At 66.0% G+C, this 24,222-nt stretch carries 31 protein-coding genes and 1 tRNA gene; 18 read left to right on the top strand and 14 right to left on the bottom strand.

Features of this window, described 5'->3' with window-relative positions; genetic code table 11:
• The first annotated feature begins 8 nt into the window (after nucleotides 1-8).
• From rbfA to AC5P7U_RS17490, 5 genes are all read left to right on the top strand, one after another.
• Nucleotides 9-392: a 30S ribosome-binding factor RbfA gene (gene rbfA, locus AC5P7U_RS17510; protein WP_005410447.1), complete on the top strand. Its 384-nt coding sequence runs from the start codon at nucleotides 9-11 to the stop codon at nucleotides 390-392.
• Between the two features lie 105 nt (nucleotides 393-497).
• Nucleotides 498-1,406, top strand: a complete 909-nt coding sequence (truB, locus tag AC5P7U_RS17505) for a tRNA pseudouridine(55) synthase TruB (RefSeq protein ID WP_006458489.1) — start codon at nucleotides 498-500, stop codon at nucleotides 1,404-1,406.
• A gap of 174 nt (nucleotides 1,407-1,580) precedes the next feature.
• Nucleotides 1,581-1,841, top strand: a complete 261-nt coding sequence (rpsO, locus tag AC5P7U_RS17500) for a 30S ribosomal protein S15 (protein WP_005417886.1) — start codon at nucleotides 1,581-1,583, stop codon at nucleotides 1,839-1,841.
• A 151-nt stretch (nucleotides 1,842-1,992) separates the two neighbouring features.
• Nucleotides 1,993-4,101: a polyribonucleotide nucleotidyltransferase gene (gene pnp / locus AC5P7U_RS17495; protein WP_312563285.1), complete on the top strand. Its 2,109-nt coding sequence runs from the start codon at nucleotides 1,993-1,995 to the stop codon at nucleotides 4,099-4,101.
• A 287-nt stretch (nucleotides 4,102-4,388) separates the two neighbouring features.
• On the top strand, nucleotides 4,389-5,582 hold the full coding sequence (locus AC5P7U_RS17490; protein WP_006458237.1) for a glycoside hydrolase family 18 protein: 1,194 nt from the start codon (nucleotides 4,389-4,391) through the stop codon (nucleotides 5,580-5,582).
• Between the two features lie 37 nt (nucleotides 5,583-5,619).
• Here the strand turns inward: AC5P7U_RS17490 and AC5P7U_RS17485 are convergent, their stop codons facing one another.
• Genes AC5P7U_RS17485 through AC5P7U_RS17475 form a run of 3 tightly spaced genes read right to left on the bottom strand, consistent with a single transcriptional unit; the run spans nucleotide 5,620 to nucleotide 7,749 of the window.
• Complete coding sequence (locus tag AC5P7U_RS17485; RefSeq protein WP_197563398.1) at nucleotides 5,620-7,179, bottom strand: PepSY-associated TM helix domain-containing protein; 1,560 nt, start codon at nucleotides 7,177-7,179, stop codon at nucleotides 5,620-5,622.
• A gap of 10 nt (nucleotides 7,180-7,189) precedes the next feature.
• On the bottom strand, nucleotides 7,190-7,453 hold the full coding sequence (locus AC5P7U_RS17480) for a hypothetical protein (protein WP_197563406.1): 264 nt from the start codon (nucleotides 7,451-7,453) through the stop codon (nucleotides 7,190-7,192).
• The gene (locus AC5P7U_RS17475) at nucleotides 7,453-7,749 is read right to left on the bottom strand and encodes a hypothetical protein (RefSeq protein ID WP_040007368.1); all 297 of its coding nucleotides are present in this window, start codon (nucleotides 7,747-7,749) and stop codon (nucleotides 7,453-7,455) included. The genes AC5P7U_RS17480 and AC5P7U_RS17475 overlap by 1 nt, the downstream gene beginning before the upstream one ends.
• A gap of 429 nt (nucleotides 7,750-8,178) precedes the next feature.
• Here AC5P7U_RS17475 and thrS point away from each other — a divergent pair, with 429 nt between their 5' ends.
• The 9 genes from thrS to AC5P7U_RS17430 all read left to right on the top strand — a co-directional run bounded on the left by thrS (nucleotide 8,179) and on the right by AC5P7U_RS17430 (nucleotide 15,961).
• The gene (gene thrS / locus AC5P7U_RS17470; RefSeq protein WP_197563396.1) at nucleotides 8,179-10,080 is read left to right on the top strand and encodes a threonine--tRNA ligase; all 1,902 of its coding nucleotides are present in this window, start codon (nucleotides 8,179-8,181) and stop codon (nucleotides 10,078-10,080) included.
• Between the two features lie 48 nt (nucleotides 10,081-10,128).
• On the top strand, nucleotides 10,129-10,671 hold the full coding sequence (gene infC, locus AC5P7U_RS17465; protein WP_080357233.1) for a translation initiation factor IF-3: 543 nt from the start codon (nucleotides 10,129-10,131) through the stop codon (nucleotides 10,669-10,671).
• A 266-nt stretch (nucleotides 10,672-10,937) separates the two neighbouring features.
• On the top strand, nucleotides 10,938-11,135 hold the full coding sequence (gene rpmI / locus AC5P7U_RS17460) for a 50S ribosomal protein L35 (RefSeq protein ID WP_005410436.1): 198 nt from the start codon (nucleotides 10,938-10,940) through the stop codon (nucleotides 11,133-11,135).
• Between the two features lie 11 nt (nucleotides 11,136-11,146).
• Nucleotides 11,147-11,506, top strand: a complete 360-nt coding sequence (gene rplT / locus AC5P7U_RS17455) for a 50S ribosomal protein L20 (protein ID WP_005410435.1) — start codon at nucleotides 11,147-11,149, stop codon at nucleotides 11,504-11,506.
• A 193-nt stretch (nucleotides 11,507-11,699) separates the two neighbouring features.
• Nucleotides 11,700-12,695 (top strand): phenylalanine--tRNA ligase subunit alpha, encoded by a 996-nt coding sequence (locus AC5P7U_RS17450; protein WP_072169124.1) that lies wholly within the window; start codon nucleotides 11,700-11,702, stop codon nucleotides 12,693-12,695.
• A 60-nt stretch (nucleotides 12,696-12,755) separates the two neighbouring features.
• The gene (pheT, locus tag AC5P7U_RS17445; RefSeq protein ID WP_414555532.1) at nucleotides 12,756-15,152 is read left to right on the top strand and encodes a phenylalanine--tRNA ligase subunit beta; all 2,397 of its coding nucleotides are present in this window, start codon (nucleotides 12,756-12,758) and stop codon (nucleotides 15,150-15,152) included.
• A 27-nt stretch (nucleotides 15,153-15,179) separates the two neighbouring features.
• Nucleotides 15,180-15,479, top strand: a complete 300-nt coding sequence (locus tag AC5P7U_RS17440; RefSeq protein WP_005410432.1) for an integration host factor subunit alpha — start codon at nucleotides 15,180-15,182, stop codon at nucleotides 15,477-15,479.
• Complete coding sequence (locus AC5P7U_RS17435; protein ID WP_005410431.1) at nucleotides 15,460-15,816, top strand: MerR family transcriptional regulator; 357 nt, start codon at nucleotides 15,460-15,462, stop codon at nucleotides 15,814-15,816. The genes AC5P7U_RS17440 and AC5P7U_RS17435 overlap by 20 nt, the downstream gene beginning before the upstream one ends.
• Nucleotides 15,817-15,884: 68 nt before the next feature.
• Nucleotides 15,885-15,961: transfer RNA gene (locus AC5P7U_RS17430), tRNA-Pro, on the top strand.
• 65 nt (nucleotides 15,962-16,026) lie between these two features.
• On the opposite strand, the gene AC5P7U_RS17425 is transcribed toward AC5P7U_RS17430, so the two are convergent.
• Entirely contained in the window at nucleotides 16,027-16,476 is a 450-nt protein-coding gene (locus AC5P7U_RS17425; protein WP_006457797.1) for a GNAT family N-acetyltransferase, read from the bottom strand.
• An 86-nt stretch (nucleotides 16,477-16,562) separates the two neighbouring features.
• The gene (locus AC5P7U_RS17420; protein WP_006457795.1) at nucleotides 16,563-17,066 is read right to left on the bottom strand and encodes a DUF3011 domain-containing protein; all 504 of its coding nucleotides are present in this window, start codon (nucleotides 17,064-17,066) and stop codon (nucleotides 16,563-16,565) included.
• A 242-nt stretch (nucleotides 17,067-17,308) separates the two neighbouring features.
• Here AC5P7U_RS17420 and AC5P7U_RS17415 point away from each other — a divergent pair, with 242 nt between their 5' ends.
• Nucleotides 17,309-17,701 carry a hypothetical protein gene (locus tag AC5P7U_RS17415; protein WP_006457793.1) on the top strand — a complete coding sequence of 131 codons (393 nt, stop codon included), beginning with the start codon at nucleotides 17,309-17,311 and terminating at the stop codon, nucleotides 17,699-17,701.
• Between the two features lie 24 nt (nucleotides 17,702-17,725).
• Here AC5P7U_RS17415 and AC5P7U_RS17410 read toward each other — a convergent pair whose 3' ends face one another.
• Complete coding sequence (locus AC5P7U_RS17410; RefSeq protein WP_197563392.1) at nucleotides 17,726-18,418, bottom strand: aspartate/glutamate racemase family protein; 693 nt, start codon at nucleotides 18,416-18,418, stop codon at nucleotides 17,726-17,728.
• Between the two features lie 155 nt (nucleotides 18,419-18,573).
• Here AC5P7U_RS17410 and AC5P7U_RS17405 point away from each other — a divergent pair, with 155 nt between their 5' ends.
• Nucleotides 18,574-19,215: a LysE family translocator gene (locus tag AC5P7U_RS17405; protein ID WP_006457755.1), complete on the top strand. Its 642-nt coding sequence runs from the start codon at nucleotides 18,574-18,576 to the stop codon at nucleotides 19,213-19,215.
• 94 nt (nucleotides 19,216-19,309) lie between these two features.
• Nucleotides 19,310-19,483 carry a DUF1328 domain-containing protein gene (locus AC5P7U_RS17400; protein WP_006380555.1) on the top strand — a complete coding sequence of 58 codons (174 nt, stop codon included), beginning with the start codon at nucleotides 19,310-19,312 and terminating at the stop codon, nucleotides 19,481-19,483.
• A gap of 20 nt (nucleotides 19,484-19,503) precedes the next feature.
• On the opposite strand, the gene AC5P7U_RS17395 is transcribed toward AC5P7U_RS17400, so the two are convergent.
• From AC5P7U_RS17395 to AC5P7U_RS17380, 4 genes are all read right to left on the bottom strand, one after another.
• A complete protein-coding gene (locus AC5P7U_RS17395; protein ID WP_006457753.1) occupies nucleotides 19,504-19,836 on the bottom strand; it encodes an SMR family transporter in 333 nt (110 codons plus the stop codon).
• Between the two features lie 13 nt (nucleotides 19,837-19,849).
• Nucleotides 19,850-20,359 (bottom strand): TetR/AcrR family transcriptional regulator, encoded by a 510-nt coding sequence (locus AC5P7U_RS17390; RefSeq protein ID WP_495221295.1) that lies wholly within the window; start codon nucleotides 20,357-20,359, stop codon nucleotides 19,850-19,852.
• Nucleotides 20,360-20,505: 146 nt separating this feature from the next.
• Nucleotides 20,506-20,739 carry a DUF1653 domain-containing protein gene (locus AC5P7U_RS17385; protein ID WP_197563388.1) on the bottom strand — a complete coding sequence of 78 codons (234 nt, stop codon included), beginning with the start codon at nucleotides 20,737-20,739 and terminating at the stop codon, nucleotides 20,506-20,508.
• 12 nt (nucleotides 20,740-20,751) lie between these two features.
• Entirely contained in the window at nucleotides 20,752-21,036 is a 285-nt protein-coding gene (locus AC5P7U_RS17380; RefSeq protein WP_133935195.1) for a hypothetical protein, read from the bottom strand.
• 398 nt (nucleotides 21,037-21,434) lie between these two features.
• Here AC5P7U_RS17380 and AC5P7U_RS17375 point away from each other — a divergent pair, with 398 nt between their 5' ends.
• Entirely contained in the window at nucleotides 21,435-21,692 is a 258-nt protein-coding gene (locus AC5P7U_RS17375; RefSeq protein ID WP_006457745.1) for a hypothetical protein, read from the top strand.
• Here AC5P7U_RS17375 and AC5P7U_RS17370 read toward each other — a convergent pair.
• From AC5P7U_RS17370 to AC5P7U_RS17355, 4 genes are all read right to left on the bottom strand, one after another.
• Complete coding sequence (locus tag AC5P7U_RS17370) at nucleotides 21,661-22,176, bottom strand: response regulator (RefSeq protein WP_197563386.1); 516 nt, start codon at nucleotides 22,174-22,176, stop codon at nucleotides 21,661-21,663. The genes AC5P7U_RS17375 and AC5P7U_RS17370 overlap by 32 nt on opposite strands.
• A 371-nt stretch (nucleotides 22,177-22,547) precedes the next feature.
• Entirely contained in the window at nucleotides 22,548-23,012 is a 465-nt protein-coding gene (locus AC5P7U_RS17365) for a pilin (RefSeq protein ID WP_197563384.1), read from the bottom strand.
• A gap of 88 nt (nucleotides 23,013-23,100) precedes the next feature.
• Nucleotides 23,101-23,562: a pilin gene (locus AC5P7U_RS17360; protein WP_006457741.1), complete on the bottom strand. Its 462-nt coding sequence runs from the start codon at nucleotides 23,560-23,562 to the stop codon at nucleotides 23,101-23,103.
• Between the two features lie 168 nt (nucleotides 23,563-23,730).
• Entirely contained in the window at nucleotides 23,731-24,114 is a 384-nt protein-coding gene (locus tag AC5P7U_RS17355) for a pilin (RefSeq protein ID WP_414555540.1), read from the bottom strand.
• Between the last annotated feature and the right edge of the window lie 108 nt (nucleotides 24,115-24,222).

Raw genomic sequence — 24,222 nt, 5'->3', positions numbered from 1 at the left:
CCGACCGCGTGCCCAAGACTTTCCATCGAACCGACCGTGTCTCCGCCCAGCTGCGCCGTGAACTCGGCACCCTGGTGCACAACGCCGTGCGCGAGCACGGGTTGCCCTCGGTGAGCGTGTCCGACGTGGAAATCACCCGCGACATGGCCCATGCCAAGGTGTTCGTCACCGCGCTGATGCCGGAACGTTCGGCTGAAGCCGTGGCCGGCCTGAAGGAGCTGGGCTACCGCCTGCGCATGGACCTGGCCCGTGCCATGAAGCTGCGCCACGTGCCGGAGCTGCATTTCCACTACGACGACTCGGTCGACCGTGGTGAGCACATCGACAACATCCTGCGCGACCTGCCCGATACGCTGGCCGCGGAGAAGCGTCGCGAGAGCGACGAAGAATAAGGCAGCGCCGGGCCCGTGCCCGGCGTCTTTCCGTTCCGGCAACGCGATGCCCGTGCGGGCCGCGATGCGGCAGCCGGGCATGGCTCGGCTCTACAACATCCTGTCATGACCCGAATTCAGTTCCGCCGCCTGGATGGCATCCTGCTGCTCGACAAGTCGACCGGCATGAGCTCCAACGCCGCCCTGCAGGTGGCCCGCCGCCTGTTCCGTGCCGAGAAGGGCGGTCACACCGGCAGCCTCGACCCGCTGGCCACCGGCCTGCTGCCGCTGTGCTTCGGCGAGGCAACCAAGATTGCCGGCCTGCTGTTGGGCTCGGCCAAGTCCTACGACGCCGAGATCGTGCTTGGACAGACCACCGATACCGACGATTCCGAAGGCCAGGTGCTGCTGCAGCGGCCGGTGCCGGCAGTCAGCGCGCAGGCCCTGCAGGCCGCGCTGGCGCCGCTGACCGGCAGCATCCTGCAGCGGGCGCCGATCTATTCGGCGCTGAAGCAGGGCGGTGAGCCGCTGTATGTGAAGGCCCGCCGTGGCGACGTCATCGAGGCGCCCGAGCGCGAGGTGCAGGTGCACGCCATCGAGGTGCTGGAGCAGCAGCCGGAACGGCTGCGCCTGCGCGTCACCTGCGGCTCGGGCACCTACATCCGCAGCCTGGCCCGTGACCTCGGTGAAAGCCTGGGCTGCGGCGCGCATATCAGCGCGCTGCGCCGGCTCTGGGTCGAACCATTCCGCGAGCCGGTGATGGTCACCCTGGACCAGCTGCGGGCGATGGTCGAGGCGGGCGACGAGGCCGCCATGGATGCGCTGTTGCTGCCCCTGGCCGCCGGCCTGGCCGAGTACCCGCGGGTCGACCTCGACGCCGACCAGGCTCACCGGTTCTGCGTCGGCCAGCGCCAGCGCGACCTGTCCTGGCCGCGCGGCCTGGTCGCCGTGTTCGGCCCGGACGATGCTGTCCAGGGGCTGGGCCAGGTCGATGACAGTGGCCTGCTGGCCCCCCAGCGCCGTTTCAACCTCTGACCGGGGCCCGCCGGTTCAGCCCCGGACCTTGTCCCGGAAGCCCCCGGCCGTTACAATTTCGCGGCCGTTTTCCGGCAGCCTGCCCCGCGCAGGTTTCATCCTCGTAGTCCACGGCGAGCCTGGCGGTGCGCGAAGCGCGTTCCTGCCGGCCACGCATCACAGAGAAAAAAGAAAATGTCGATCGACACCCAGAAGGTCATTGAAGACAACAAGCGCAGCGCCGCCGACACCGGCTCCCCGGAAGTCCAGGTGGCCCTGCTGACCGCCCGCATCGAACTGCTGACCGGCCACTTCAAGACCCACAAGAAGGACCACCACAGCCGCCGCGGCCTGCTGCAGATGGTCAACCGCCGTCGCAGCCTGCTCGACTACCTGAAGAAGAAGGACGTCGAGCGTTACAAGGCCCTGATCGAAAAGCTTGGCCTGCGTCGCTAAGCAACGAATCCCCCGCGGCGCAGCGATGCGCCGCGGTTTTGTTTTGTAGCACCGCAATCCCCGATTCAGGCCGGAACGATCCGGCCACCCGCAGGCGGCAAGGGTCGCCGACGGTCCAAATTCGCAGACAGCATCCCCAAGGACACCCTCCGTGGCAAAAATCACCAAAACCTTCCAGTACGGCAAGCACACCGTCACGCTTGAGACCGGCGAAGTCGCCCGCCAGGCCAGCGGTGCCGTCATCGTCAAGATGGACGACACCGTACTGCTGGTCACCGCCGTCGCCGCCAAGAGCGCGCGCGAAGGCCAGGACTTCTTCCCGCTGACCGTCGATTATCAGGAAAAGTTCTACGCCGGCGGCCGTATCCCGGGTGGTTTCTTCAAGCGCGAAGGCCGTGCGACCGAGAAGGAAACCCTGATCTCGCGTCTGATCGACCGTCCGATCCGCCCGCTGTTCCCGGAAGACTACAAGAACGAAGTGCAGATCATCGCCACGGTCATGTCGCTGAACCCGGACGTGGACGGTGACATCCCGGCCCTGATCGGTGCCTCGGCTGCCCTGGCCCTGGCCGGCACCCCGTTCATGGGTCCGATCGGCGCTGCCAAGGTCGGTTACAAGAACGGCGAATACATCCTGAACCCGACCGTCAGCGAACTGGCTGACTCGCAGCTGGAACTGGTCGTCGCCGGTACCTCCAACGCCGTGCTGATGGTCGAATCCGAAGCCGCGCTGCTGTCCGAAGAAGTGATGCTGGGCGCCGTGACCTTCGGTCACCGCGAAATGCAGAAGGTCATCAACGCGATCAACGAGCTGACCGTCGAAGCCGGCACCAAGCCGTCGACCTGGGAAGCCCCGGCCAAGAACGACGCGCTGATCTCCGCCCTGAAGGAAGCCATCGGCCCGCGCCTGGGCGAAGCCTTCCAGGTGCGCGACAAGCTGCAGCGCCGTGACGCCATCTCGGCGATCAAGAAGGACGTGGTCGAAACCCTGTCTGGCCGCGTGGCCGCCGAGGGCTGGAACCCGGCCGAGCTGTCGAAGGAATTCGGCGAGCTGGAATACCGCACCATGCGTGACTCGGTGCTGGACACCAAGGTCCGCATCGACGGCCGTGCGCTGGACACCGTCCGCCCGATCGCCGTGAAGACCGGCGTGCTGCCGCGTACCCACGGTTCCTCGCTGTTCACCCGCGGCGAAACCCAGGCCATCGTGACCATCACCCTGGGCACCGCCCGTGACGGCCAGGTCATCGATGCCGTTGCCGGTGAGTACAAGGAAAACTTCCTGTTCCACTACAACTTCCCTCCGTTCTCGGTGGGTGAGTGCGGCCGCATGATGGGCCCGAAGCGCCGCGAAATCGGCCACGGTCGCCTGGCCAAGCGCGGCGTGCTGGCTGTCATGCCGTCGCTGGAAGCCTTCCCGTACACCATCCGCGTCGTCTCGGAAATCACCGAGTCGAACGGTTCCTCGTCGATGGCGTCGGTCTGCGGCTCGTCGCTGGCCCTGATGGACGCCGGCGTGCCGGTGAAGGCGCCGGTTGCCGGTATCGCCATGGGCCTGGTCAAGGAAGGCGAGCGTTTCGTCGTCCTGTCCGACATCCTGGGTGACGAAGATCACCTGGGCGACATGGACTTCAAGGTGGCCGGTACCGCTGAGGGCATCTCCGCCCTGCAGATGGACATCAAGATCGAAGGCATCACCGAAGAGATCATGAAGCAGGCCCTGCAGCAGGCCAAGGCTGGCCGTCTGCACATCCTGGGCGAAATGGCCCACGGCCTGACCGCCCCGCGTTCGGAGCTGTCCGACTACGCGCCGCGCCTGCTGACCATCAAGATCCACCCGGACAAGATCCGCGAAGTGATCGGCAAGGGTGGTTCGACCATCCAGGCCATCACCAAGGAAACCGGCACCCAGATCGACATCCAGGATGACGGCACCATCGTCATCGCTTCGGTCAACGCCATCGCTGCCCAGGCCGCCAAGGCCCGCATCGAGCAGATCACCTCGGACGTCGAGCCGGGCCGCATCTACGAAGGCAAGGTCGCCAAGATCATGGACTTCGGTGCGTTCGTCACCATCCTGCCGGGCAAGGACGGCCTGGTCCACGTCTCGCAGATCTCCAGCGACCGCGTCGAGAAGGTCGGCGACGTGCTGAAGGAAGGCGATGTGGTCAAGGTCAAGGTGCTGGAAGTCGACAAGCAGGGCCGTATCCGCCTGTCGATGAAGGCCGTGGAAGAAGGCGACGCCGTCAGCGCCGAATAATCGGCCTCCGGTTGATTACGGTGGGTGTCAACCTTGGTTGACACGCTTCTGGAATCGCTGAAATGAAAAAGCGGGCTTCGGCCCGCTTTTTCTTTGCGTCGACGCAACGAGGAGCCGCTCATACAGGTCGCTGCATGTCCTGCTGCAGTGCATGAGCGCCGCCAGGTGGCCATTGTTCTGTCACGGTTGTGCGGATCGCGCCTGTCCACTGGACGACATGCCGCGACATCCGTACCGCAGGCACATCGGTTTGCTAACGTGGCTGCGCCTTCGAACCGGGAGATCCCATGTTGCGCCAGACCGTGGCTGTCCTTGCCGTGCTGATTGCCGGCGCCCTGCCCATCGCTGCACACGCCGCTGCGGCACCGCAGGCGCCGATCTTCGGTGCCTACTATCCTGGCGGGTCGGCCGAGCGCTATCCGGTGCCGAGCATTCCGGCCGAACGCCTGACCCACCTGTTCTATGCGTTTTCCACCATTGAAGACGGCCGCTGCACGGTCGGTGCCGAAGCGCCGGCCAACTTCGCTGCGCTGGCCGAACTGAAGAAGGCGCATCCGCACCTGCGCACGCTGATTTCCATCGGCGGCTGGGGCGCGGGCGGTTTCTCCGATGCGGCGCTGAGCGAGGCCAGCCGCAAGCGCCTGGTCGATTCCTGCATGGCGCTGTTCTTCGATCGCTACGCCGGCAGCTTCGATGGCGTGGACATCGACTGGGAATTCCCGGTCAGTGGTGGGCCGAAGGAGCTGGCACACCGCCCGCAGGATCGCGCCAACTTGACCAGACTCGCGCAGGCGTTCCGCGTGGCACTCGACGCGCGCGGGCGCAAGCAGGGGCAGCCGATGCTATTGACCGCCGCATTGGCCGCCGGTCGCCTGCAGACCGATGGCCCCTACGATCCGGCGGCCAGCTACGACCTGCCGGCGCTGGCCAGGGTGTTCGATTTCATCAACCTGATGAGCTACGACATGGGCACCGGTTTCTCGGCGGTGTCGACCTTCAACGCCCCGCTGCATGAAGTGCCGGCCGATCCGCTGGCGCCGGAACTGCGGCGCTGGAACAACGTGGCCGGCGCGGTGCAGTACTACCGCGACCACGGCGTGCCGGCCCACAAGCTGGTGCTGGGCGTGCCGTTCTATGGCCGTGGCTTCAAGGTCACCGGCGATGCCGCCGATGGGCTGTACCAGGCCTACAGCGCGCCGGCCGACGCGGGCGACTGGCGGGTGATCAAGGCGCGCTATCTCGACCAGCCCGGCTGGACGAAGCACTGGCAGCCGCAGGCGCAGAGCCCGTGGCTGTACAACCCGCAGCAGAAGATCTTCATCAGCTACGAAGACCCGCGCTCGATCGGGCTGCGCGCGCAGTTCGCCCGCGAGCAGGGCCTGGCCGGGGTGTTCATGTGGGAGCTGACCGGCGATGACGAACAGGCCAGCCTGCTCAACGCCATGCTTGGCCCGTGGCAGAAGGCCCGCATCGGCGATTGAGCGTTGGCGGTAGTGCCGGGCCATGCCCGGCGCTACCTCAATTGGCCCAGACGCTGTTGGGATCGCCGTTGCGCGCGCGACGCTGGCTGGCCAGTGCCAGCCGGGCAAAGCCGAACGCCATGGCCAGTGCGATCGCATCGACCCAGAACAGCGGCCAGTGCCCATGCGCGGCCGCGCGCCACAGCCAGTCACCGCTGAGGGCACCATGCAGTACCGGCACCAGCGCGGTGCTGATCGCGGCGGCCCAGAGCAGCTCGCGTGCCGCCTGGGCCGGGCGGCGCAGTGCTGCCCACAGCGCACAGGCGGCCCAGCTGCCGAAACAGGCCCAGCGGATGCCGTGATCAACGGCGGACGGTGCCACCCGTTCCAGCACCAGGGCGCTGGCGAATGCGACCGAGATCGCCACGCACAGGCCGATGCACACGCCCACCGTGGCCCGCGCCATGTTCACCCCGGAGCGCGGTTGCTGTGGTTGCCGGCGCTTGCGCCGCGATTCGATCCACAGCAGGTTGCCCGAATAGAACAGGAAGGCACCGCCCAGGCCCAGCAGGAAGTACAGCCAGACCACCACGCCATTGCCGAACTCACCGAAATGCAGCGCATAGGCGGCGCTGAGCGTGGCGTGGTTGGCATCACGGTGGCCGGGCAGCTGGCTGGCCAGCAGGCGGCCACTGGCGACGTCCAGCGCGACCGAGCCAAGCGGGCCGAGGGTGCCGCTGGACTCACCGGTGATCTCGATGGTGGCATTGGCATCACCGCCGTTGGCCAGTTTCAGGTAGGCCGGTTCGAAATCGGTCACGCCCTGCGCGCGCGCCACTTCCAGCGCGCGCGCATGCAGTTCGCGCAGGCTGCCCGGAGCGGCCGGCACGCCGCTGGCGGCGCGCACGGGCGCGGTGTCCATCGCCGTCGGCACCGCCTGCATGGCCTTGCCTTCGAAGATGAGCGGGTTGAGCAGGGCGATCTGGATGAACACCAGGCAGAGCAGGGCACCGGTCACCGCGAACATCAGGTGGAACGGCAGGCTGAGCACACCGATCACGTTGTGTGCGTCCTGCCACAGCTGCTTGAGGTTGCGGCCCGGGCGCAGCGCGAACAGGTCGCCGAGCAGTTTCGGCAGATGGATCACCAGGCCACTGAGCAGGGCCATGCCATACAGCAGGCTGACGATGCCCATTACGTAGATGCCGGCCACCGGCAGGCCCAGGCTGTAGTGCAGCTCGTTGACCAGTTCGGCCAGGCCCGACTGCGGCGGCGTCGGGCTGCCGGCGGTCTGCCCCGGCCAGGCATAGCGCCATCCCCCGTCGTCGGCCTGCCAGTAGGCCAGCGGCTGCGGATGCTCGGCACCGGGGAAGGTCATGCCGACATGCCGGCGTGCTTCCGCATGTGCGGCCAGCACGTCCTCCAGCAGGTACTGCGCGTCATCCAGGCTGGCGGGCAACGCGGTGGCCGCGCCCGGCGTCTGCCACAGCGGCAGGTCGTGGTGGAACAGGGTCAGCGCACCGGCATAGAAGGCCACGAACAGCCCGAAGCCGGCCACCAGGCCGACCCAGGTGTGCAGGGTGGTGAACGTGCGCAGGGTCTGCGAGCTGAACTTCATGCGATTGATCTCATTGCACGGCGCCGGCCATGCGCAGCAGCCCGAGCACACCGAAACCGGCCGCCGCGCTGCCGGCCAGGGCCAGCCAGGCATACCCCGCGCGGCGGAAACTGAAGGCCCACAAAGCCGCCAGCATCCACAGCGGCACGAAGGAAATCAGCGCAGGCACCAGGGCGTTCTGCCACGGGCCGGGTGGCAGCCAGGTGACCAGCCCGGTGGCGGCGGCCGCCAGGAAGAAGCCGGCGAAGATACCGGCAAGCGCGCGCGCCCACATCACGGTGTCTCCGCGCCGGGGCGATGCCACGCGGCCAATGCCGGCAGCAGCATTGCCGACAGCATCCAGGTGCACAGCATTGCGACCAGGCCAGCGGCGAAGCCCAGCTCGGCCATCCACAGCCACAGCGATGCGGCGGCGGCGACCAGGCCGATCTGGTGGCCGAGGCGTCCTGCGCGGCGCAGGCGCGGCCAGCGGCAGTGCGGCGAGGCGGCATAGAACGCCAGCGCCGAGAACATCGCCGCCAGCATGCCCAGGCTGCAGAATCCCAGCGTGGAAAGGCCGACGGTGATCATTGCGGGCGACCGCGTTGGCAGCGGGCCGACGAACGCGGGGCACGGGCGGGGCCGGCGGGAGCCGGTCGGAGCGGGTGACGCATCACGAGGTCCTGGAGGGAAGCGGGCAGGCTGGCACGGGGCGGGCTGCGCGGACATGGTAATCATTGCGTTTTCACGCCGCCAGCGCTGGCCATTCAGCGGACCGTACGGTAGCCCTTGGGCTTTCCTCCCTGCTGGTTTAAGATCGTCGCAGAGCCCTGACTGGAACAAGGTGGCCCGCGCCCAGCGCCGGCCGAGCGTGCGACATGAGCACTACCACCGCCCACGGTTGACCTGCTCCCGAAGGCCCTGCGTTCCAGGCGCCCTCGCGGCGCTTTTTTATTGCCCGGGCCATCGCCCGGGAACGCTTTCCAGCCCGCCCGGCGGGCCCCGCACGAAGCCACTGCGATGATCAATATCACCCTTCCCGACGGCAGCCGCCGCGAGTTCGAAAACCCCGTCAGCGTCATGGACGTCGCCCAGTCGATCGGCGCCGGCCTGGCCAAGGCCACCATCGCCGGTTCGGTCGATGGCGTGCTGGTCGATGCCAGCGATGTCATCGACCACGATGCCAGCCTGCGCATCATCACCGCCAAGGACGAGGAGGGCGTGGAGATCATCCGCCACTCCTGCGCGCACCTGGTCGGCCACGCCGTCAAGCAGCTGTACCCGGACGTCAAGATGGTCATCGGCCCGGTGATCGCCGAGGGCTTCTACTACGACATCTACTCCGAGCGCCCGTTCACCCCGGACGACATGGCGGCGATCGAGAAGCGCATGGGCGAGCTGATCGCCCAGGACTACGACGTCATCAAGAAGATGACGCCGCGCGCCGAGGTGGTCGAGATCTTCAAGGCCCGTGGCGAGGACTACAAGCTGCGCCTGATCGAGGACATGTCCGACGACATCCAGGCGATGGGCATGTACTACCACCAGGAATACGTGGACATGTGCCGCGGCCCGCACGTGCCGAACACGCGCTTCCTGAAGGCCTTCAAGCTGACCCGCATTTCCGGCGCATACTGGCGTGGCGACGCGCAGAACGAGCAGCTGCAGCGCATCTACGGCACCGCCTGGGCAGACAAGAAGCAGCTTGAGGCGTACATCAAGCGCATCGAAGAAGCCGAGATGCGCGACCACCGCCGCATCGGCAAGCAGCAGGACCTGTTCCACCTGCAGGAAGAGGCGCCGGGCCTGGTGTTCTGGCACCCGAAGGGCTGGGCGCTGTGGCAGGTGGTCGAGCAGTACATGCGCAAGGTATACCGCAACAGCGGCTACGGCGAAGTGCGCTGCCCACAGATCCTGGACGTGAGCCTGTGGAAGAAGTCCGGTCACTGGGACAACTACCAGGACAACATGTTCTTCACTGAATCGGAGAAGCGCACCTACGCGGTCAAGCCGATGAACTGCCCGGGCCACATCCAGGTGTTCAACCAGGGCCTGCACAGCTACCGCGACCTGCCGATCCGCTACGGTGAGTTCGGTTCCTGCCACCGCAACGAGCCGTCCGGCGCGCTGCACGGCATTCTGCGCGTGCGTGGCTTTACCCAGGACGACGGGCATGTGTTCTGCACCGAAAACCAGATCGAATCGGAAGTGACCGCGTTCCACCAGCAGGCGCTTGCGGTCTACCAGCACTTCGGCTTCGACGAGATCCAGATCAAGATCGCGCTGCGCCCGGAATCGCGACTGGGCGATGACGCCACCTGGGACAAGGCCGAAGGCGCGCTGCGCTCGGCGCTGACCGCCTGTGGCGTGGAGTGGCAGGAGCTGCCGGGCGAGGGCGCCTTCTACGGCCCGAAGATCGAGTACCACCTGAAGGACGCCATCGGCCGTACGTGGCAGCTGGGTACCATGCAGGTCGACTTCATGATGCCGGGCCGCCTCGGCGCCGAGTACGTGGACGAGAACAGCCAGAAAAAGCACCCGGTCATGCTGCACCGGGCCATCGTCGGCTCGATGGAGCGCTTCCTGGGCATCCTGATCGAGCACCACGCCGGCCAGTTCCCGGCCTGGCTGGCGCCGACCCAGGTGGTGGTGGCCAACATCACCGACGCCCAGGCTGAATACGTCTCGGGCGTGACCAAAACCCTTGCGGAGCAAGGCTTCCGCGTCAGCTCGGATTTGCGTAACGAGAAGATCGGCTATAAAATCCGCGAGCATACGTTGCAGCGCGTGCCGTACCTGCTGGTCATTGGTGACCGCGAGAAGGAAAACGGCGCTGTAGCGGTGCGTACGCGTTCTGGCGAAGACCTGGGCAGCATGAGCCTGCAGGCCTTCATCGAGCGGCTCCACGCCGAGGGCGCGTAAGCAAAGGTCCGGTCCGGGCGCACAGGCACCCGGACCGGTTCGATACCCTTGGGAGAACGTAATATCAGCACCCCTGACAACAAACAGAACCGCAAGAATCAGGAAATCCGTGTGCCGCGCGTCCGCGTGATCGGCAGTGACGGAGAAATGATCGGCGTGTTGTCGCGCGACGAAGCGCTGTCCATGGCCGAAGATGAAGGCCTGGACCTGGTCGAGATCCAGCCGCAGGCCGATCCGCCGGTCTGCAAGATCATGGACTTCGGCAAGTTCAAGTTCGAAGCGCAGAAGAAGGCCAACGAGGCCAAGAAGAAGAGCAAGCAGGTCGAGATCAAGGAAGTGAAGTTCCGTCCGGTCACGGACGAGGGCGACTACCAGATCAAGCTGCGCAAGATGCGTGAGTTCCTCGAAGATGGTGACAAGATCAAGGTCAACATCCGTTTCCGTGGCCGTGAAATGAGCCACCAGGAACTGGGCCGCGAAATGGCCAACCGGATCGAGGCCGATCTGGGCGAGGACATCGTCATTGAATCCCGTCCGCGCCTGGAAGGGCGTCAGATGGTCATGATGATCGCACCTAAGAAGAAGACCTGAGGCCTGACCGGCCGCCTTCCGGGGCGCCTGGCTGAATGGTTCAGGGTGAAGGGGCGCCGATGGCGTCCCTTTGCTTTTGCGGCACCCCGGTGAATTGCCGGTGAAAGGGTTGCAGGGGCTGGTGACAGGGCGGTTTTGCCTGTATCATGCCCGGCTCGACCCACCCAGGACGGGTCGTACGCCGATCATGGCAGGACGGAAAGAGCGGCCCAGGCCGCCGCCAGATCAGTCAGAAACCAGGGTCAAATCCCATCAAGGACATTGCAATGCCCAAGATCAAGACCAACCGGGCAGCGGCCAAGCGTTTCCGCAAGACCGCCTCGGGCAAGTACAAGTGCGGCCACGCCAACCGTAGCCACATCCTCACGAAGAAAGCGACCAAGCGTAAGCGTAATCTGCGTCAGACGGGCCATGTCCGTGCAGAAGACGCAGGCCGTCTGGACCGCATGCTCCCTTACCTCTGAGGAACTGAAAAATGGCACGAGTTAAGCGTGGCGTACAGGCGCGTCGCCGCCACAAGAAAATCCTGGATCTCGCCAAGGGCTATTACAACGCCCGTCGCAAGGTCTTCCGCGTTGCCAAGCAGGCCGTCATCAAGGCACAGCAGTACGCCTACATCGGCCGTAAGCAGAAGAAGCGCAACTTCCGTTCGCTGTGGATCACCCGTATCAATGCGGCTGCCCGCATCAACGGCCTGAGCTACAGCCGCTTCATGAACGGCCTGCTGAAGGCTGGCATCACCCTGGACCGCAAGGTCCTGGCTGACATCGCCGTGCACGACGCAGCCGGTTTTGCCGCGCTGGCCGAAAAGGCCAAGGGCGCGCTGGCGGCATAAGTCCTTCCCGATGCCGTAACCGTTCACTCGGAACGGTGTCAGGTCAAGGCAATGCATGGGGAAGGGCGCAAGTCCTTCCCCATTCTTTTTTGGGTCCCGGCGCGGCCACAGCGGCAGCGCAGGGACGGCGGTGGCGACAGGGGTCGGCCCTTCGCGCATCGCGATGGCAGATCGACTGGAGTTCCGGCCCCCCATGAGCGACATCCAATCCCTCACCACCCAGGCGCTGGCCGATGTGGCCGCCGCACAGAGCCCCGACGTGCTGGAACAGCTGCGCGTGGCCCTGCTTGGCAAGAGCGGCAGCATCACCTCGCAGCTCAAGCAGCTCGGCGCCCTGCCGGCCGACGAGCGCAAGGCCGCCGGTGAAGCCATCAACCAGGCCCGCGATGCGCTGACCCGCGCGCTGGGCGAGCGCAAGGCGCTGCTGGAAGACGCGGCACTGGATGCGCGCCTGGCCGCTGAAGCCATCGACATCACCCTGCCGGGCCGCAACGGCGAGCGCGCCGGCCTGCACCCGATCACCCGCACCCTGGAGCGCATCACCGGCATCTTCGGCCGCCTGGGCTACGAGCTGTCGGAAGGGCCGGAGATCGAGGACGACTGGCACAACTTCGAGGCGCTGAACTTCCCGCCGCACCATCCGGCGCGCGCGATGCATGACACCTTCTACTTCGGCGACGGCCGCCTGCTGCGCACGCATACCTCGGGTGTGCAGGTGCGCTACATGGGCGACCACGCGCCGCCGCTGCGCATGATCGCCGCGGGCAAGGTGTACCGCAGCGACAGTGACCAGACCCACTCGCCGATGTTCCACCAGGTGGAAGGCCTGCTGGTGGACGAGCATTCGACCTTCGCCGACCTGAAGGGCACGCTGGCCGAGTTCGTGCGCGCCTTCTTCGAGCGCGATTTCGAAATGCGCTTCCGCCCCAGCTATTTCCCGTTCGTTGAACCGGGTGCGGAAGTGGACATCGCCTGGCAGCAGCCCGATGGCAGCACCCGCTGGCTGGAAGTGCTCGGCTGCGGCATGGTCCATCCGAACGTGCTGCGCAACGTCGGCATCGATCCGGAGCGCTACACCGGCTTCGCCTTCGGCATGGGGGTGGAGCGCTTCGCGATGCTGCGCTACGGCGTCAACGACCTGCGCGCGTTCTTCGAGAACGACGTGCGCTTCCTGAAACAGTTCGCGTAATACGACAGCTTCCAAATTCGCAGGCCCAGGCGCGTGCGCCGGGCCCACCAGGGTGACACCATGAAATTCTCCGAAAACTGGCTGCGCAGCCACGTCCCGACCAGCGCTTCGCGCGATGAACTGAGTGCGGTGCTGACCGCCATCGGCCTGGAAGTGGAAGAAGTGACCGCGCTGGGCGAAGGCCTCGATCACGTGGTCGTGGCACGCATCGTCGAGGCCGTCCGCCATCCGGAAGCCGACCGCCTGCAGGTGTGCAGGGTCGATGCCGGGCAGGGCGAGCTGCTGCAGATCGTCTGCGGTGCGCCGAACGCGCGCCCGGGCCTGGTCGCGCCGCTGGCGATGGTTGGTGCGCAGATCGGCGAGCTGAAGATCAAGCCGGCCAAGCTGCGCGGCGTCGAGTCCAACGGCATGCTGTGCTCGGCCAAGGAACTGGGCCTGGACAGCGATGCGTCCGGCCTGCTGGAACTGCCCGATGACGCTCCGGTCGGCCAGTCCTTGGTCGAGTACCTGGGCCTGCCCGACGCCAGCATCGAGATCAAGCTGACCCCGAACCGCGCCGACTGCTTCAGCCTGCGTGGCATCGCCTTCGACGTCGCCGCCGCGACCCGCAGCGAAGTGCTGGATTTCGCCGCCGACGCCATTGCGGCGGTCGGCAGCCGTGAACTGTCGATCCAGCTGGATGCCGGTGCTGAAGCGCCGCGTTACCTCGGCCGTGTCATCGAGGGCGTCAACGCTGCGGCGAAGACCCCGCTGTGGATGGCCGAGCGCCTGCGCCGCAGCGGCGTGCGCCCGGTGTCGCTGCTGGTCGACATCACCCAGTACGTGATGCTGGAGCTGGGCCAGCCGATGCATGCCTACGACCTCGGCACCCTGCAGGGCAGCATCGCCGTGCGCCGTTCGCGTACCGGCGAGACGCTGAAGCTGCTGGACGGCCGCGATGCTGCGTTGGACGACAGCTTCCTGGTGGTGACCGACGCTGACCGCGCGGTCGGCCTGGCCGGCCTGATGGGCGGCTTCGACACCCGCGTCACCGACGCCACCACCGCCGTGTTCCTGGAGGCCGCGCACTTCGCGCCGGCCGCGATCATGGGCCGTGGCCGCAAGCTGGGCCTGCACACCGATGCCGGCCACCGCTTCGAGCGTGGTGTCGATCCGGCACTGCCGCGCACCGCCATCGAATACGCCACCCGCCTGGTGCTGGACCTGGCCGGCGGCACCCCGGCACCGGTCACCGAGGCCGTGCGTGAGGCCGATCTGCCGCAGCCGGCAACCATCGTGCTGCGCCGCGCGCGCATCACCCGCGTGCTCGGCATCACCATCGAAGACGCCGAAGTCGAGCGCATCCTGCGCGCGCTGGGCATGGACGTGAGCGCGACGGCCGAGGGCTGGCAGGTGGCCGCGCCGAGCCGCCGCTTCGACATCGCCATCGAGGAAGACCTGATCGAGGAGCTGGCCCGCATCCACGGTTACGAGCAGATCCCGACCACGCTGCCGGGCGGTGCCTCGCGCGTGGCGATGCCGAGCGAAACCCAGCTGGATGCGCTGAGTGTACGTCGCCAGCTGATCGCCCGTGACCAGCAGGAAACGGTCAATTTCGCCTTCGTCGACGACGCGCTGCTGACCCAGTGGCAGCTGCGCGACGGCCTGGTGCCGCTGGCCAACCCGCTGTCGGCCGAACTGGCGGTGATGCGCCCGTCGCTGCTGCCGGGCCTGGTCGCCACGCTCGGCCGTAATGCCGCCCGCCAGCTGGGCCGGGTGCGCCTGTTCGAACTCGGACGGGTGTTCGCCCAGCAGGCCGGCAACGCGTCGCCCGGCGAAAGCCGGCCGGCACCGCTGGAAACACCGCGTGTGGCCGCCGCGGTCTGCGGCGAGGCGCAGGCGGTGCAGTGGGGCCTGCCGACCCGCAAGGTCGATTTCCATGATCTGAAGGGCGACCTGGAGTCGCTGGCCGCCGCCAGTGGCGCGCAGCTGGAGTTCCGCCCGTCGGCCCGTGCCTACGGCCACCCGGTGCGTTCGGCCGAGGTGCTGCGCGATGGCGTGGCCATTGGCTGGATTGGCCAGATCCACCCGCGCCTGGCCAAGGCGATGGAGATCGAGGCCGATGTCTATGCGTTCGAGCTGGACCTGGAGCCGCTGACCGCCCGCCGCCTGCCGCGTGCCGGCGAACTGTCGCGCTACCCCGCGGTGCGCCGCGACCTGGCGTTCCTGGTGCCTGAACAGGTGGCCTGGGCCGATCTGGCCGCCACCGTCCGCCAGGCCGCCGGGCCGCTGCTGCGCGACCTGAACCTGTTCGACCGCTATGTCGGCCAGGGCGTCGAGCCGGGATTCAAGAGTCTCGCTATGGGCTTGATTTTGCAGGACAAGTCGCGCACTCTGACGGACCGCGACGTGGATGCGGTGGTGGCCGAGGCGGTCACTGCCATCGAGCGTGAACACCACGCCCGGATCCGCGGCTGAGCGGGCAGCACTCGGGGGTAGCAGGCAATGGCATTGACCAAGGCGGAGATGGCGGAAAAGCTGTTCGACGAAGTCGGTCTGAACAAGCGGGAAGCCAAGGAATTCGTCGACGCGTTTTTCGATGTGCTGCGTGAAGCATTGGAACAGGGACGTCAGGTGAAGCTGTCGGGCTTCGGTAATTTCGATCTGCGGCGCAAGAACCAGCGCCCGGGTCGCAACCCCAAGACCGGCGAGGAAATTCCGATTTCCGCCCGTACGGTGGTCACCTTCCGTCCGGGCCAGAAGCTCAAGGAGAGGGTGGAAGCTTATGCTGGATCCGGGCAGTAACCGCGAACTACCGCCGATCCCGGCCAAGCGCTACTTCACCATCGGTGAAGTCAGCGAGCTGTGCGACGTCAAGCCGCACGTCCTGCGCTACTGGGAAACCGAGTTTCCCAGCCTTGAGCCGGCCAAGCGCCGAGGCAACCGCCGCTACTACCAGCGCCACGACGTGCTGATGGTGCGGCAGATCCGCAGCCTGCTGTACGAACAGGGCTACACCATCGGTGGTGCACGCCTGCGCCTGGACGGTCCTGATGCGCGCGAGGAATCGGCGCTGAGCAACCAGATCATCAAGCAGGTGCGCATGGAGCTGGAAGAAGTGCTGCAGTTGCTGCGCCGCTGATCCCATTTCCTTCGTAATCCGCTATACTTCACGGCCCGCCGCACTGGCGGGCACATCGCAGCATCAGTCGGGGCGTAGCGCAGCCTGGTAGCGCATCTGCCTGGGGGGCAGAGGGTCGTCGGTTCGAATCCGGCCGTCCCGACCACTGTGATGAATCAAGAAGCCCGCGCAGCGATGCGTGGGCTTTTTTGTGCGCGTGGCGCAGCGCGATCAATCTCCAGCGAAGCGGTAGATCCGTTCCGCATCGCCCTCGTCCAATCCGTGCACGATGCCGCTGTCGACGAAGCCCGACGCAGCAAGCAGGCGCTGCATGTTGCTGTTGGAGCTGTTGGTGGAGGTGAACAGCTTGCCGCCGCCGCGTCGCGCAATGGCGTGGCGAAGCAGGGCGGCACCGATGCCCTGGCCGCGCCGTGCCGGGCCCACCATCAGCATTTCAACGAAGGCTTCGCCGAAGAAGTGGTGATGGATGACCAGGTAGCCGACAGCCACGCGATCCTGCTCGGCCACGTGCACATGGCCCTGCGCCAGCCACCGGCCGATCTGCGTCGCCCGTCGCGGGTCGTGTGCCGCCACGCTGTCCAGCGCGATCAGCGCGGCGGCATCGCCGGGGCGGGCGTCGCGGATCTGCAGCGTCGTCGTGGAGGGATCCAGCGATGTCATCAATCGTTCCTCGGGCGGTTGCATGCAGTCTATCGGTCACGCCGGTTGCGATCACCGATCCGCCGCAGCCAGCACGTGCTCGGCAGTCAATAGACCCGGAACTCGGCACGGCAGCCGTCGCTGACCCAGATGCCACGGCGGTCCCAGCCCCAGTTGCGGTCCTCGACACAGGCCGTCACCGACTTCTGCTTGACCAGGCGCACTTCGTGGCGCACGCGGATGCGGCATTCCTTGTCCTTCTTCTCGTACGACTCGCAGACCAGGCGTTCGCCCTCGTCGTCGCGATCACGCCCGCGCCCGGGCCAGCGACCGTACTCGTCGGCGACGAACTCGGCGCGGCAGCCGTCAGTGACCCACAGCATGCGGCGGCGCTGGCCCCAGTTCTGGTTCTCCACGCAGCGGGTAACCGACAGCTGCCGGGCCAGCCGCATCGGGCCTTCGATGGCGCACTGCTGGGTCTTGTTGAACTGCGATTCGCAGCGCAGCGCTGGAACGTGATCCGTGTCGTAATCCTGGGCGGCCACGGCGGTGGCAGCCAGCAGCAGGACAAGCGCGGCGGCGGTGATCGGTAACAGCAGGCGGTGGGTCATCAGGGGCCTCGGGTGGTGGATCGGGCGGCAAGAATGACCCAGCCCGGGGCCGCCGGAACGCACCGTTCCGGAACGGGCTCAGTGGGGGTTTACTAGTACGCGCTGGCCCATGCAGAGGCTTACATCCCGTATCATCGCTGCACATCCGATCGCATCGGTTTACGTCTTCTTACATGTCTTCCACGCCTGTCGGCGCAGCCTGCGGCTGCCGTCACTGGTGTGCGGGCGGCCTGTGGGGGAGGATGCGCGGACCACGACGACCACAGGGGGTTGCGTTGATCAGCAGTACTGTCATTCATCGCTCGGCCGACACCGGCGCCGAGGTGCAGGTCCTGGACACCACGTTCAAGGGCAAGCATGTGTTCATTGCGTGGGGCCTGCGCGGGCCGGAACTGACCCGCAGCGCGGACCCGGCGTCGACCGTGGCCGCGCGCAAGGCATTGCATGCCGTGGCCGGGCACAGCGAAGGGCCGCGCAGCCCGGAAGTGTTCATCGCCAACCAGTCGGCGGTGGCGATCACGGTGTATCGCCTGCTCACCGAAGCGCGCTCCGGCGATGCCATCTTCTTCCTGTGCGATTCGCAGGCGGTGGTCGACTGGTTGATCACCGCGCTGGAAGTGCAGGGCGCGGACTGATTCCGCGCCGCATCGCGCGTGGGGTCAGGCCAGCGCCGCGTCCACCGCGGCCCGCGCATGCAGGGTGGTGGTATCGAACAACGGCACCGCGCTGTCCTCCGGCCGCACCAGCAGCATGATCTCGGTACAGCCGAGGATGATCGCCTCTGCGCCGCGCGCGACCAGGCGCGCGATGACCGCGGCATAGACCCGCCGTGACTGCTCGCTGACCACGCCAGCGATCAGTTCCTGGTAGATGATGTCGTGCACGCTGCGACGATCTTCGGCATCGGGCACCAGCACCTCCAGACCGAAGCGCTCCTGCAGCCGCCCACGGTAGAAGTCCTGCTCCATGGTGAAGGCGGTGCCGAGCAGGCCTACCCTGCGCGCACCCGCCTGCACGATCGCGTTCGCGGTCGGGTCGGCGATATGCAGCAGCGGCAGGGGACAGGCGGCTTCGATGCGGTCGGTCAGCTTGTGCATCGTGTTGGTGCAGATCAGCAGCAGGTCGGCGCCGCCGGCCTGCAGGCGCCGTGCGGCATCGGCCATGTGGTCGCCCAGCGCATCCCAGTCACCGTCGTGCTGCAGCTGCTTGATGCCGGCGAAATCCACCGACCACAGCAGCAGTTGCGCCGAGTGGGCGCCGCCCAGGCGATCACGGATCTCCTCGTTGATGAGCCGGTAATACTGCGCCGAGCTCTCCCAGCTCATGCCGCCGATCAGGCCAAGGGTCTTCATGCACCGCTCCATGCCAGGGGCCTCCATTGCAGCACAGAAGGCGCGCGGCTGCCGATCCCGGAAATCTGTAACCACTGCATCCACGGTGGGCTGTATGTTCCGTGCGCTGCGGGCACGCCCTATGCTGGTGCGGTCTTCTGGAGTGGATGTGCGCGATGGCCCTGCATACCTGGTGGTGGTTCCTGGCCACCGTGTTCGTGCTGTGTGGCACCCCGGGGCCGAACATGCTGCATATCCTGGGCCGCAGCGTCGGGCTGGGTTTTCGTGGCAGCGTGCCGGCGATGGCGGGCTGCCTGCTGGCGATGCTGCTGGTGCTGGCCGCGTCCGCGGCGGGCCTGAGCGCGCTGCTGCATTCCTCGCCGATGCTGTTCGAAGGGCTGCGTTACCTGGGCGTGGCCTACCTGGCCTGGCTGGGGCTGAAGGCATGGCGTGACAGCGGCCGCCCGGCGCCGCCGGTGACCGTGGATGCAGGGCTGGCGGTCGCGCCGGCACTCGGCGCATGGACAGTGTTCCGCGGGGGACTTCTGGTCGGCCTGAGCAATCCCAAGCTGCTGCTGTTCGCGACGGCGTTCCTGCCGCAGTTCGTCGACCCTTCGCGCGGCCAGGCGCTGCAGTACAGCGTGCTGGTGGCTACCTTCGCCGGCTGCGAGCTGTTCTGGTACGTGATGTATGCAGCCGGTGGCCATGGCCTGCGCCGCTGGCTGGCAGAGCCGTTTGCACGGCGCTGGTTCGAGCGCCTGGTGGGCAGCGTGTTCCTGGCGTTCGCGGTAGCCCTGCTGCGTTTCCGCCCGCGCTGATTCACGCCGCGCACGCGGCCTGTTCACGAGTGCCGCATCGGCCACGGCCTAGCCTGATCATCCAGTACGCAGTCCCCGCAGGGAAAGGTTTGACATGATCAAGTGGGCCATCATTTTCGCCATCATCGGCGTCATCGCAGGCGTGCTCGGCTTCGGCGGCATTGCCGGCGCGGCGGTCGGCATCGCCAAGTTCCTGTTCTGGGCCGGCATCATCATCGCCGTGGTGCTGTTCCTGCTGGGCATGACCGTGGCGAAGAAGGTCAGTTAGTGCGCCGCGCGGCAGCGTGCTCAGTGTGCGCTGCTGCGCGAGAACAGGTTGATCACCAGCACGCCGGCGCAGATCAGCCCGATGCCGATCAGCGCCGGCGCATCCAGGCGCTGCTTGAACACCACCAGCCCGATTACCGAGATCAGCACGATGCCGATGCCGGACCAGATGGCGTAGGCGATGCCGGTCGGTATCGACTTCATGGTCACCGACAGCAGGTAGAAGCACAGCCCATAGCCGACCAGCGCACCCAGCGTGGGCAGCAGCCGGCTCATGCCATCGGAGGCCTTGAGCAGCGACGTGGCGATCACTTCCAGCACGATCGCGGCGGCGAGGTAGACGTAGGGATTCATCGCGGGCTCCGGCTTACAGGGGGTCACACAGCTTCAGGGCCTGCTCGGCCATGGCCAGCGCATTGATGCGTTCTTCCTCGTCCAGCGGCCGGCCGTAGGCGGTGGCCCAGTAGCCGTCGGCAACACAGCGCGCCGCATACAGGCGGGGATTGGCGGCTTCCTCCGGGAACTCGGCCAGCATGCGCCGCAGCCAGGCGCCCCACTGCGCAAGCAGCGCCGGTTCAAGCATGTTGCCCAGGGTCAGCCCGATGTCGTTCACCCGTTCCTGCTGCAGCAGGTGGTCGAAGTTGGCGCGCACATAGGCGCGGCTGAAGCAGCCGTACTGCGCACTGCCTGCCATCAGGCCACGTACCTGCGCTTCGAATTCGGCGATGAGCGTGGCGATGGCGGCATCGACCAGCGCCTGCTTGCTGACGAAGTGATGGAACAGCGCGCCTTTGCTGACGCCGGCCGCCTGTGCGATGTCCTGCACGGTCAAGGCCGCCAGTCCCTGCCGTGCGATCACGTCGATGGTGGCCTGCAGCAGCGACTAGCGCACGCTGTCGGGCGCCTTGCGGCGCGAGCGGGAGGAAGATGCGGACATGGCGGAAAGAAACCGACTGGACGGTACGATTGTAACGCAGGCCCGGTGCCGGGCAGCCACTGCCGGCCTTGGCCGGCAATGCGGATTCAATCGCCGATACGCGCGAAGCGCGGCTGCGGGCCGTGTTCGCCGGGAACCTGCTCGACGAACATCGGGTAGGGGCGCACCCACAGCCCACCTTCGCCATAGAGCGCGCGGTACAGCACCAGCGGCTCCAGCGTCTCGCTGCTGCGGACGATGCCGATCACTTCGTACTCGCCGCCCTTGAAATGGCGGTAGCGGCCCGGTGCGAGGGCGGGCAGCGGACTGAGCTCAGCCATGGTGCGCGCGGCTCACTTGCGCGCCGGACTGGCCGGCTTCGCGCAGTAGGCATCGATCGCTTCGGCGCTATTGGCCAACCCCTGGGCCTGCGCCAGTTCCCACGGCCGCTCGCAGCGCTGGCTGTGTTCGCACCACTGGTAGCCGGCCGAGCCGATGCAGCCATGGGCGTCGCGGTCAGCGCCGACCCTTGGCGTGGCCGGCGAGCTGGCTGCGGCATCGGCACTGGCGGCCGCCTGATGCTGGTTGGCGCACGCGGACAGGACCAGCAGCGCTGGAATCAGAAGAAGCGCTTTCATCGGGCGAACTCCATACCTTGGAGCAACAGTTTCTGCTGGCGCCGTGCTGCCAGCAAGCACTCAATGCATGGCGGCGCGGATCAGTTCTTCGATCAGCACCAGATAGCTGGCCACGAAATAGAACTTGAGCAGCGTCCCGCGCTGCTGCGAGAAGAAGGTGCGCATGTGGAAGGGGCCCCTGTTAGTGACGGTAGTGTGAAGCTGAACCGACTCCGTGACAAGGATCACGGAATGAACAGGCTAAACAGGCTCAGGGATGTGATGAGCGTGGTGTTCTGACACCCGGGCGAGGGTTTTTCGTACTTATCTGATAGGACCGCGCTGATGGGCTGGCTACGGTGACGTCATCAGCAGAGGGTCATGCGCCCCCTGCGCCGTTTCCCCACAAGGAGCCTCCCATGGTCATTACCGTCAAGTGCAGTGCCGCACAGTGGTCCCTGCTGGACCCCGCCGCAGGCGTGGCCGAAGCCTTCAGCAGCGGCGCCGCCGCTTTCGATGCTGCGGTTGGCCGGGCCAGCGCCCACCACCGACGCACCGGCCAGGGCAGCACGGTGCGCGTGGAAGCGCTGGGCAACAGCGTGGACGCCGTGCATTTCGAGGCACTGCCCGCTGCCGCCGCGCCGGTCAGCGGCCTGCATCCTGCGCCAGTGGTGTAACGCCAGTCGATTCATCGCGCAGTGCCTGGTTGATGAAACGGCACAGCCACAGTGGGTTGACCGTCTTCGCATAGACGTGCCCGACCTGGGCTGGCAGGGCGCGATCCTGCAGCAGGCGCAGGGGTTGCTGGGCCAGGACCAGAATGAGCAGGTCCCTGCGCAGGCAGCAGATCTGGCGCAGCAGCGGCATGCCATCGGTCTGGCCCACGGTGGGCATGCACGGATCGATGACCAGCACCTTGCAGTGCGGGTTGGCGATCTGCATCAGAACCTCGGCGGGCGAGCGGGCTTCGCTGAGCACCTTGCCATCCAGATGGGGCTGGACGCTGCGCACCAGTTCACGACGGACCCAAGGATTAGGATCGGCGAGCGCGATGGAGGGGATGTGATCCACGGGTGTTTGCCTCTTGCAGGGAAACATCCAATACGAATGCGGGGTGTTGGTGGCGGAAAAGGACGGCTCAGCAGCCTGCGTGGATCGCATGCTTGCGTGTCAGTCAGTCGGGTTGGTACAGCTCGGGCAGAAGGTTGTGGAGAATATGGGGAATGCCGGATTGGAATAGCCGGTCTCCCCAGGGATTTGCATTCCCATATGCACTGTGAAAGAGATTGATGCCGATACTCTTCATGCAGCGAATGAGGATGAAACCTGAAGAGCGCCATCGCTGACAATGACTGTCACATCCCGCCGGGAAACCCATGCATCGTAATGGTCAACGTAGCGAGCGAGAGGTCCACTACAGGACTGCAATCGACTCCTCGTTCAACACCAGCACGACTTACAGCGGTGAGCCTTGCGTAGCTGGCCAGCAGACGGGCCTTTGGCCGCCCAGCACTGATACGTCGCTGCTCTCATTAGTGCTGGGTGCAGCCGGCAGGAAGCCAGCTGGCGTCCCCTGCGTCAATGCGGCATCTCCAAGCCCCATCTTCTTGGCGAATAATATCCACGGCGCTGACATTGTAGCGCCCGGAGAACCTCAGGTTGCACCAGATCTCCAGAGCGCCAAAATCAATGGATATTGCAGTGAAGGATGCGCATTGCGAGGTCTGCTGCGGGAGCCCGAATTCTTCTGGTTTTACGGTCTGTCCGGTTGGTAACGCCCGTCCTTCGGCAAGAATGGCCTCAACTACCGGTTTTGCAGCTGAAACCTCGGAGAGCGCGGTTGCAAGCTTGGCGCGGATCGCGTATTTCTGATACTGGGGCAGCGCGATCAATGCCAGAATTGCAATGATTGCCACTGCTACGATCAGCTCGACAAGAGAGAATCCGCGCTGTACCAAGGTGTGGGAGTGAGTGCTGCGTACGATCTTGGGGGACATGGCAGGTTTCCTGCGGAACGGTGATGTGCACTGAGGTTCGTCAGAAGGCCGGAATGTGCTCCATTACCGGCCCTTGCCTTTGCTGGGATCAGGTCTTGCAACCTTCCGGCAAGACGCTCAAGTCGGAAATTGAACTTGAGCAGGTCCAGATGCCCTCAGCGGTGCGATCCAGACTCAGAGTCTGGGCCGTGCCGTAGTTTGCGTCGTCCTTGAGATTGCAGACCAGGCTCCCCTCGCCGGTGCCACTCATGCTCACATCGAAGTCAGTGCACCTGGAGCTCTTGGCTGGCATCCCGACATAGGTCGCGTCGGCGCCAGTCATATCCGCACCTTCGGCCAGCAGCGCTTCAACGCCGATTTTCCCACTCGTCAGTTCCGCAAGTGCCGAAGTCACCTTCGATTTCGTAGAGAACTTCTGATACTGAGGCAGCGCAATCATCGCCAGGATGCCGATGATCGCCACCACCACCATGAGTTCAATAAGGGAGAAACCCTTTTGCCGGGAGGCGCGCATGCCTGTGCGCGATGCTTGGGCGGAATCGATATTCATGATAATCCTTTGTGACATGGGTGATTCGTGGGTGTGGCCGCGAAAGGAGGATTCGTGGCGCAGTCCTAGAAAATCACGCATGCCCCAATGGGGATATTCCAGAAGTCGTAAAATCTACTTTCTGAACTGCCTGGGCCTGTGTTTTGCAAATAATCCGATGCCGCGCTTTCATTGCGTGGCGCACGTCACCGGCACAGCGTGCACATCCGGGGCGCGCGCATGGCATCGCCACTCGCCTGAAACGGTACGCGACCACCTGATGCTGCCACCGAGGGCGGCAGTCTCGCGCAGCTCGCACGTCAGCACGGCACGCCCTGTATCCGGCAGCGAGGCACGCAGATGGCTGCAGTACGCGGCACTGGCAGGCAAGCCCAGGTGCTGGTCGGTCAAGGTGAGATCGCCCGCGGCGTAACTGGCTTCGACGGTGGTGATGGCGTTGCCCAGCGCGTTGGCCGCGTCACGCAAGCGCACGCGGCTGGCATGGCCGTCCATGGCGGGGGCAAGCAACAGAATCGCGTAGACGGCGACCAGTGCGACGGTGATGCCCGTCACGGCCCAGGGCGGGTAGCGTGATGACACGTGGCGCGCTGCGTGCGCTGACGATCCAGCTGGCATGCAAGGGATTCCCGATGGTGAGTGGGGTGTGCGGGGCGCACTCGC

The organism is Stenotrophomonas sp. YJH_SMC_57 (assembly GCF_059369755.1).
The sequence above is the reverse complement of the archived record's forward strand: the minus strand, read 5'-3'. Positions and strand labels throughout refer to the sequence as shown.

What these genes read in the sequence shown, in the direction of transcription:
- truB (WP_006458489.1), top strand. Translation starts at nt 498, where the DNA reads ATGACCCGAATTCAGTTCCGCCGCCTGGATGGCATCCTGCTGCTCGAC.
- rpsO (WP_005417886.1), top strand. Translation starts at nt 1,581, where the DNA reads ATGTCGATCGACACCCAGAAGGTCATTGAAGACAACAAGCGCAGCGCC.
- AC5P7U_RS17490 (WP_006458237.1), top strand. Translation starts at nt 4,389, where the DNA reads ATGTTGCGCCAGACCGTGGCTGTCCTTGCCGTGCTGATTGCCGGCGCC.
- AC5P7U_RS17485 (WP_197563398.1), bottom strand. Translation starts at nt 7,179, where the DNA reads ATGAAGTTCAGCTCGCAGACCCTGCGCACGTTCACCACCCTGCACACC.
- AC5P7U_RS17480 (WP_197563406.1), bottom strand. Translation starts at nt 7,453, where the DNA reads ATGTGGGCGCGCGCGCTTGCCGGTATCTTCGCCGGCTTCTTCCTGGCG.
- AC5P7U_RS17475 (WP_040007368.1), bottom strand. Translation starts at nt 7,749, where the DNA reads ATGATCACCGTCGGCCTTTCCACGCTGGGATTCTGCAGCCTGGGCATG.
- thrS (WP_197563396.1), top strand. Translation starts at nt 8,179, where the DNA reads ATGATCAATATCACCCTTCCCGACGGCAGCCGCCGCGAGTTCGAAAAC.
- rpmI (WP_005410436.1), top strand. Translation starts at nt 10,938, where the DNA reads ATGCCCAAGATCAAGACCAACCGGGCAGCGGCCAAGCGTTTCCGCAAG.
- rplT (WP_005410435.1), top strand. Translation starts at nt 11,147, where the DNA reads ATGGCACGAGTTAAGCGTGGCGTACAGGCGCGTCGCCGCCACAAGAAA.
- AC5P7U_RS17450 (WP_072169124.1), top strand. Translation starts at nt 11,700, where the DNA reads ATGAGCGACATCCAATCCCTCACCACCCAGGCGCTGGCCGATGTGGCC.
- pheT (WP_414555532.1), top strand. Translation starts at nt 12,756, where the DNA reads ATGAAATTCTCCGAAAACTGGCTGCGCAGCCACGTCCCGACCAGCGCT.
- AC5P7U_RS17440 (WP_005410432.1), top strand. Translation starts at nt 15,180, where the DNA reads ATGGCATTGACCAAGGCGGAGATGGCGGAAAAGCTGTTCGACGAAGTC.
- AC5P7U_RS17435 (WP_005410431.1), top strand. Translation starts at nt 15,460, where the DNA reads ATGCTGGATCCGGGCAGTAACCGCGAACTACCGCCGATCCCGGCCAAG.
- AC5P7U_RS17425 (WP_006457797.1), bottom strand. Translation starts at nt 16,476, where the DNA reads ATGACATCGCTGGATCCCTCCACGACGACGCTGCAGATCCGCGACGCC.
- AC5P7U_RS17420 (WP_006457795.1), bottom strand. Translation starts at nt 17,066, where the DNA reads ATGACCCACCGCCTGCTGTTACCGATCACCGCCGCCGCGCTTGTCCTG.
- AC5P7U_RS17415 (WP_006457793.1), top strand. Translation starts at nt 17,309, where the DNA reads ATGCGCGGACCACGACGACCACAGGGGGTTGCGTTGATCAGCAGTACT.
- AC5P7U_RS17410 (WP_197563392.1), bottom strand. Translation starts at nt 18,418, where the DNA reads ATGAAGACCCTTGGCCTGATCGGCGGCATGAGCTGGGAGAGCTCGGCG.
- AC5P7U_RS17405 (WP_006457755.1), top strand. Translation starts at nt 18,574, where the DNA reads ATGGCCCTGCATACCTGGTGGTGGTTCCTGGCCACCGTGTTCGTGCTG.
- AC5P7U_RS17400 (WP_006380555.1), top strand. Translation starts at nt 19,310, where the DNA reads ATGATCAAGTGGGCCATCATTTTCGCCATCATCGGCGTCATCGCAGGC.
- AC5P7U_RS17395 (WP_006457753.1), bottom strand. Translation starts at nt 19,836, where the DNA reads ATGAATCCCTACGTCTACCTCGCCGCCGCGATCGTGCTGGAAGTGATC.
- AC5P7U_RS17385 (WP_197563388.1), bottom strand. Translation starts at nt 20,739, where the DNA reads ATGGCTGAGCTCAGTCCGCTGCCCGCCCTCGCACCGGGCCGCTACCGC.
- AC5P7U_RS17380 (WP_133935195.1), bottom strand. Translation starts at nt 21,036, where the DNA reads ATGAAAGCGCTTCTTCTGATTCCAGCGCTGCTGGTCCTGTCCGCGTGC.
- AC5P7U_RS17375 (WP_006457745.1), top strand. Translation starts at nt 21,435, where the DNA reads ATGGTCATTACCGTCAAGTGCAGTGCCGCACAGTGGTCCCTGCTGGAC.
- AC5P7U_RS17370 (WP_197563386.1), bottom strand. Translation starts at nt 22,176, where the DNA reads ATGCGATCCACGCAGGCTGCTGAGCCGTCCTTTTCCGCCACCAACACC.
- AC5P7U_RS17365 (WP_197563384.1), bottom strand. Translation starts at nt 23,012, where the DNA reads ATGTCCCCCAAGATCGTACGCAGCACTCACTCCCACACCTTGGTACAG.
- AC5P7U_RS17360 (WP_006457741.1), bottom strand. Translation starts at nt 23,562, where the DNA reads ATGAATATCGATTCCGCCCAAGCATCGCGCACAGGCATGCGCGCCTCC.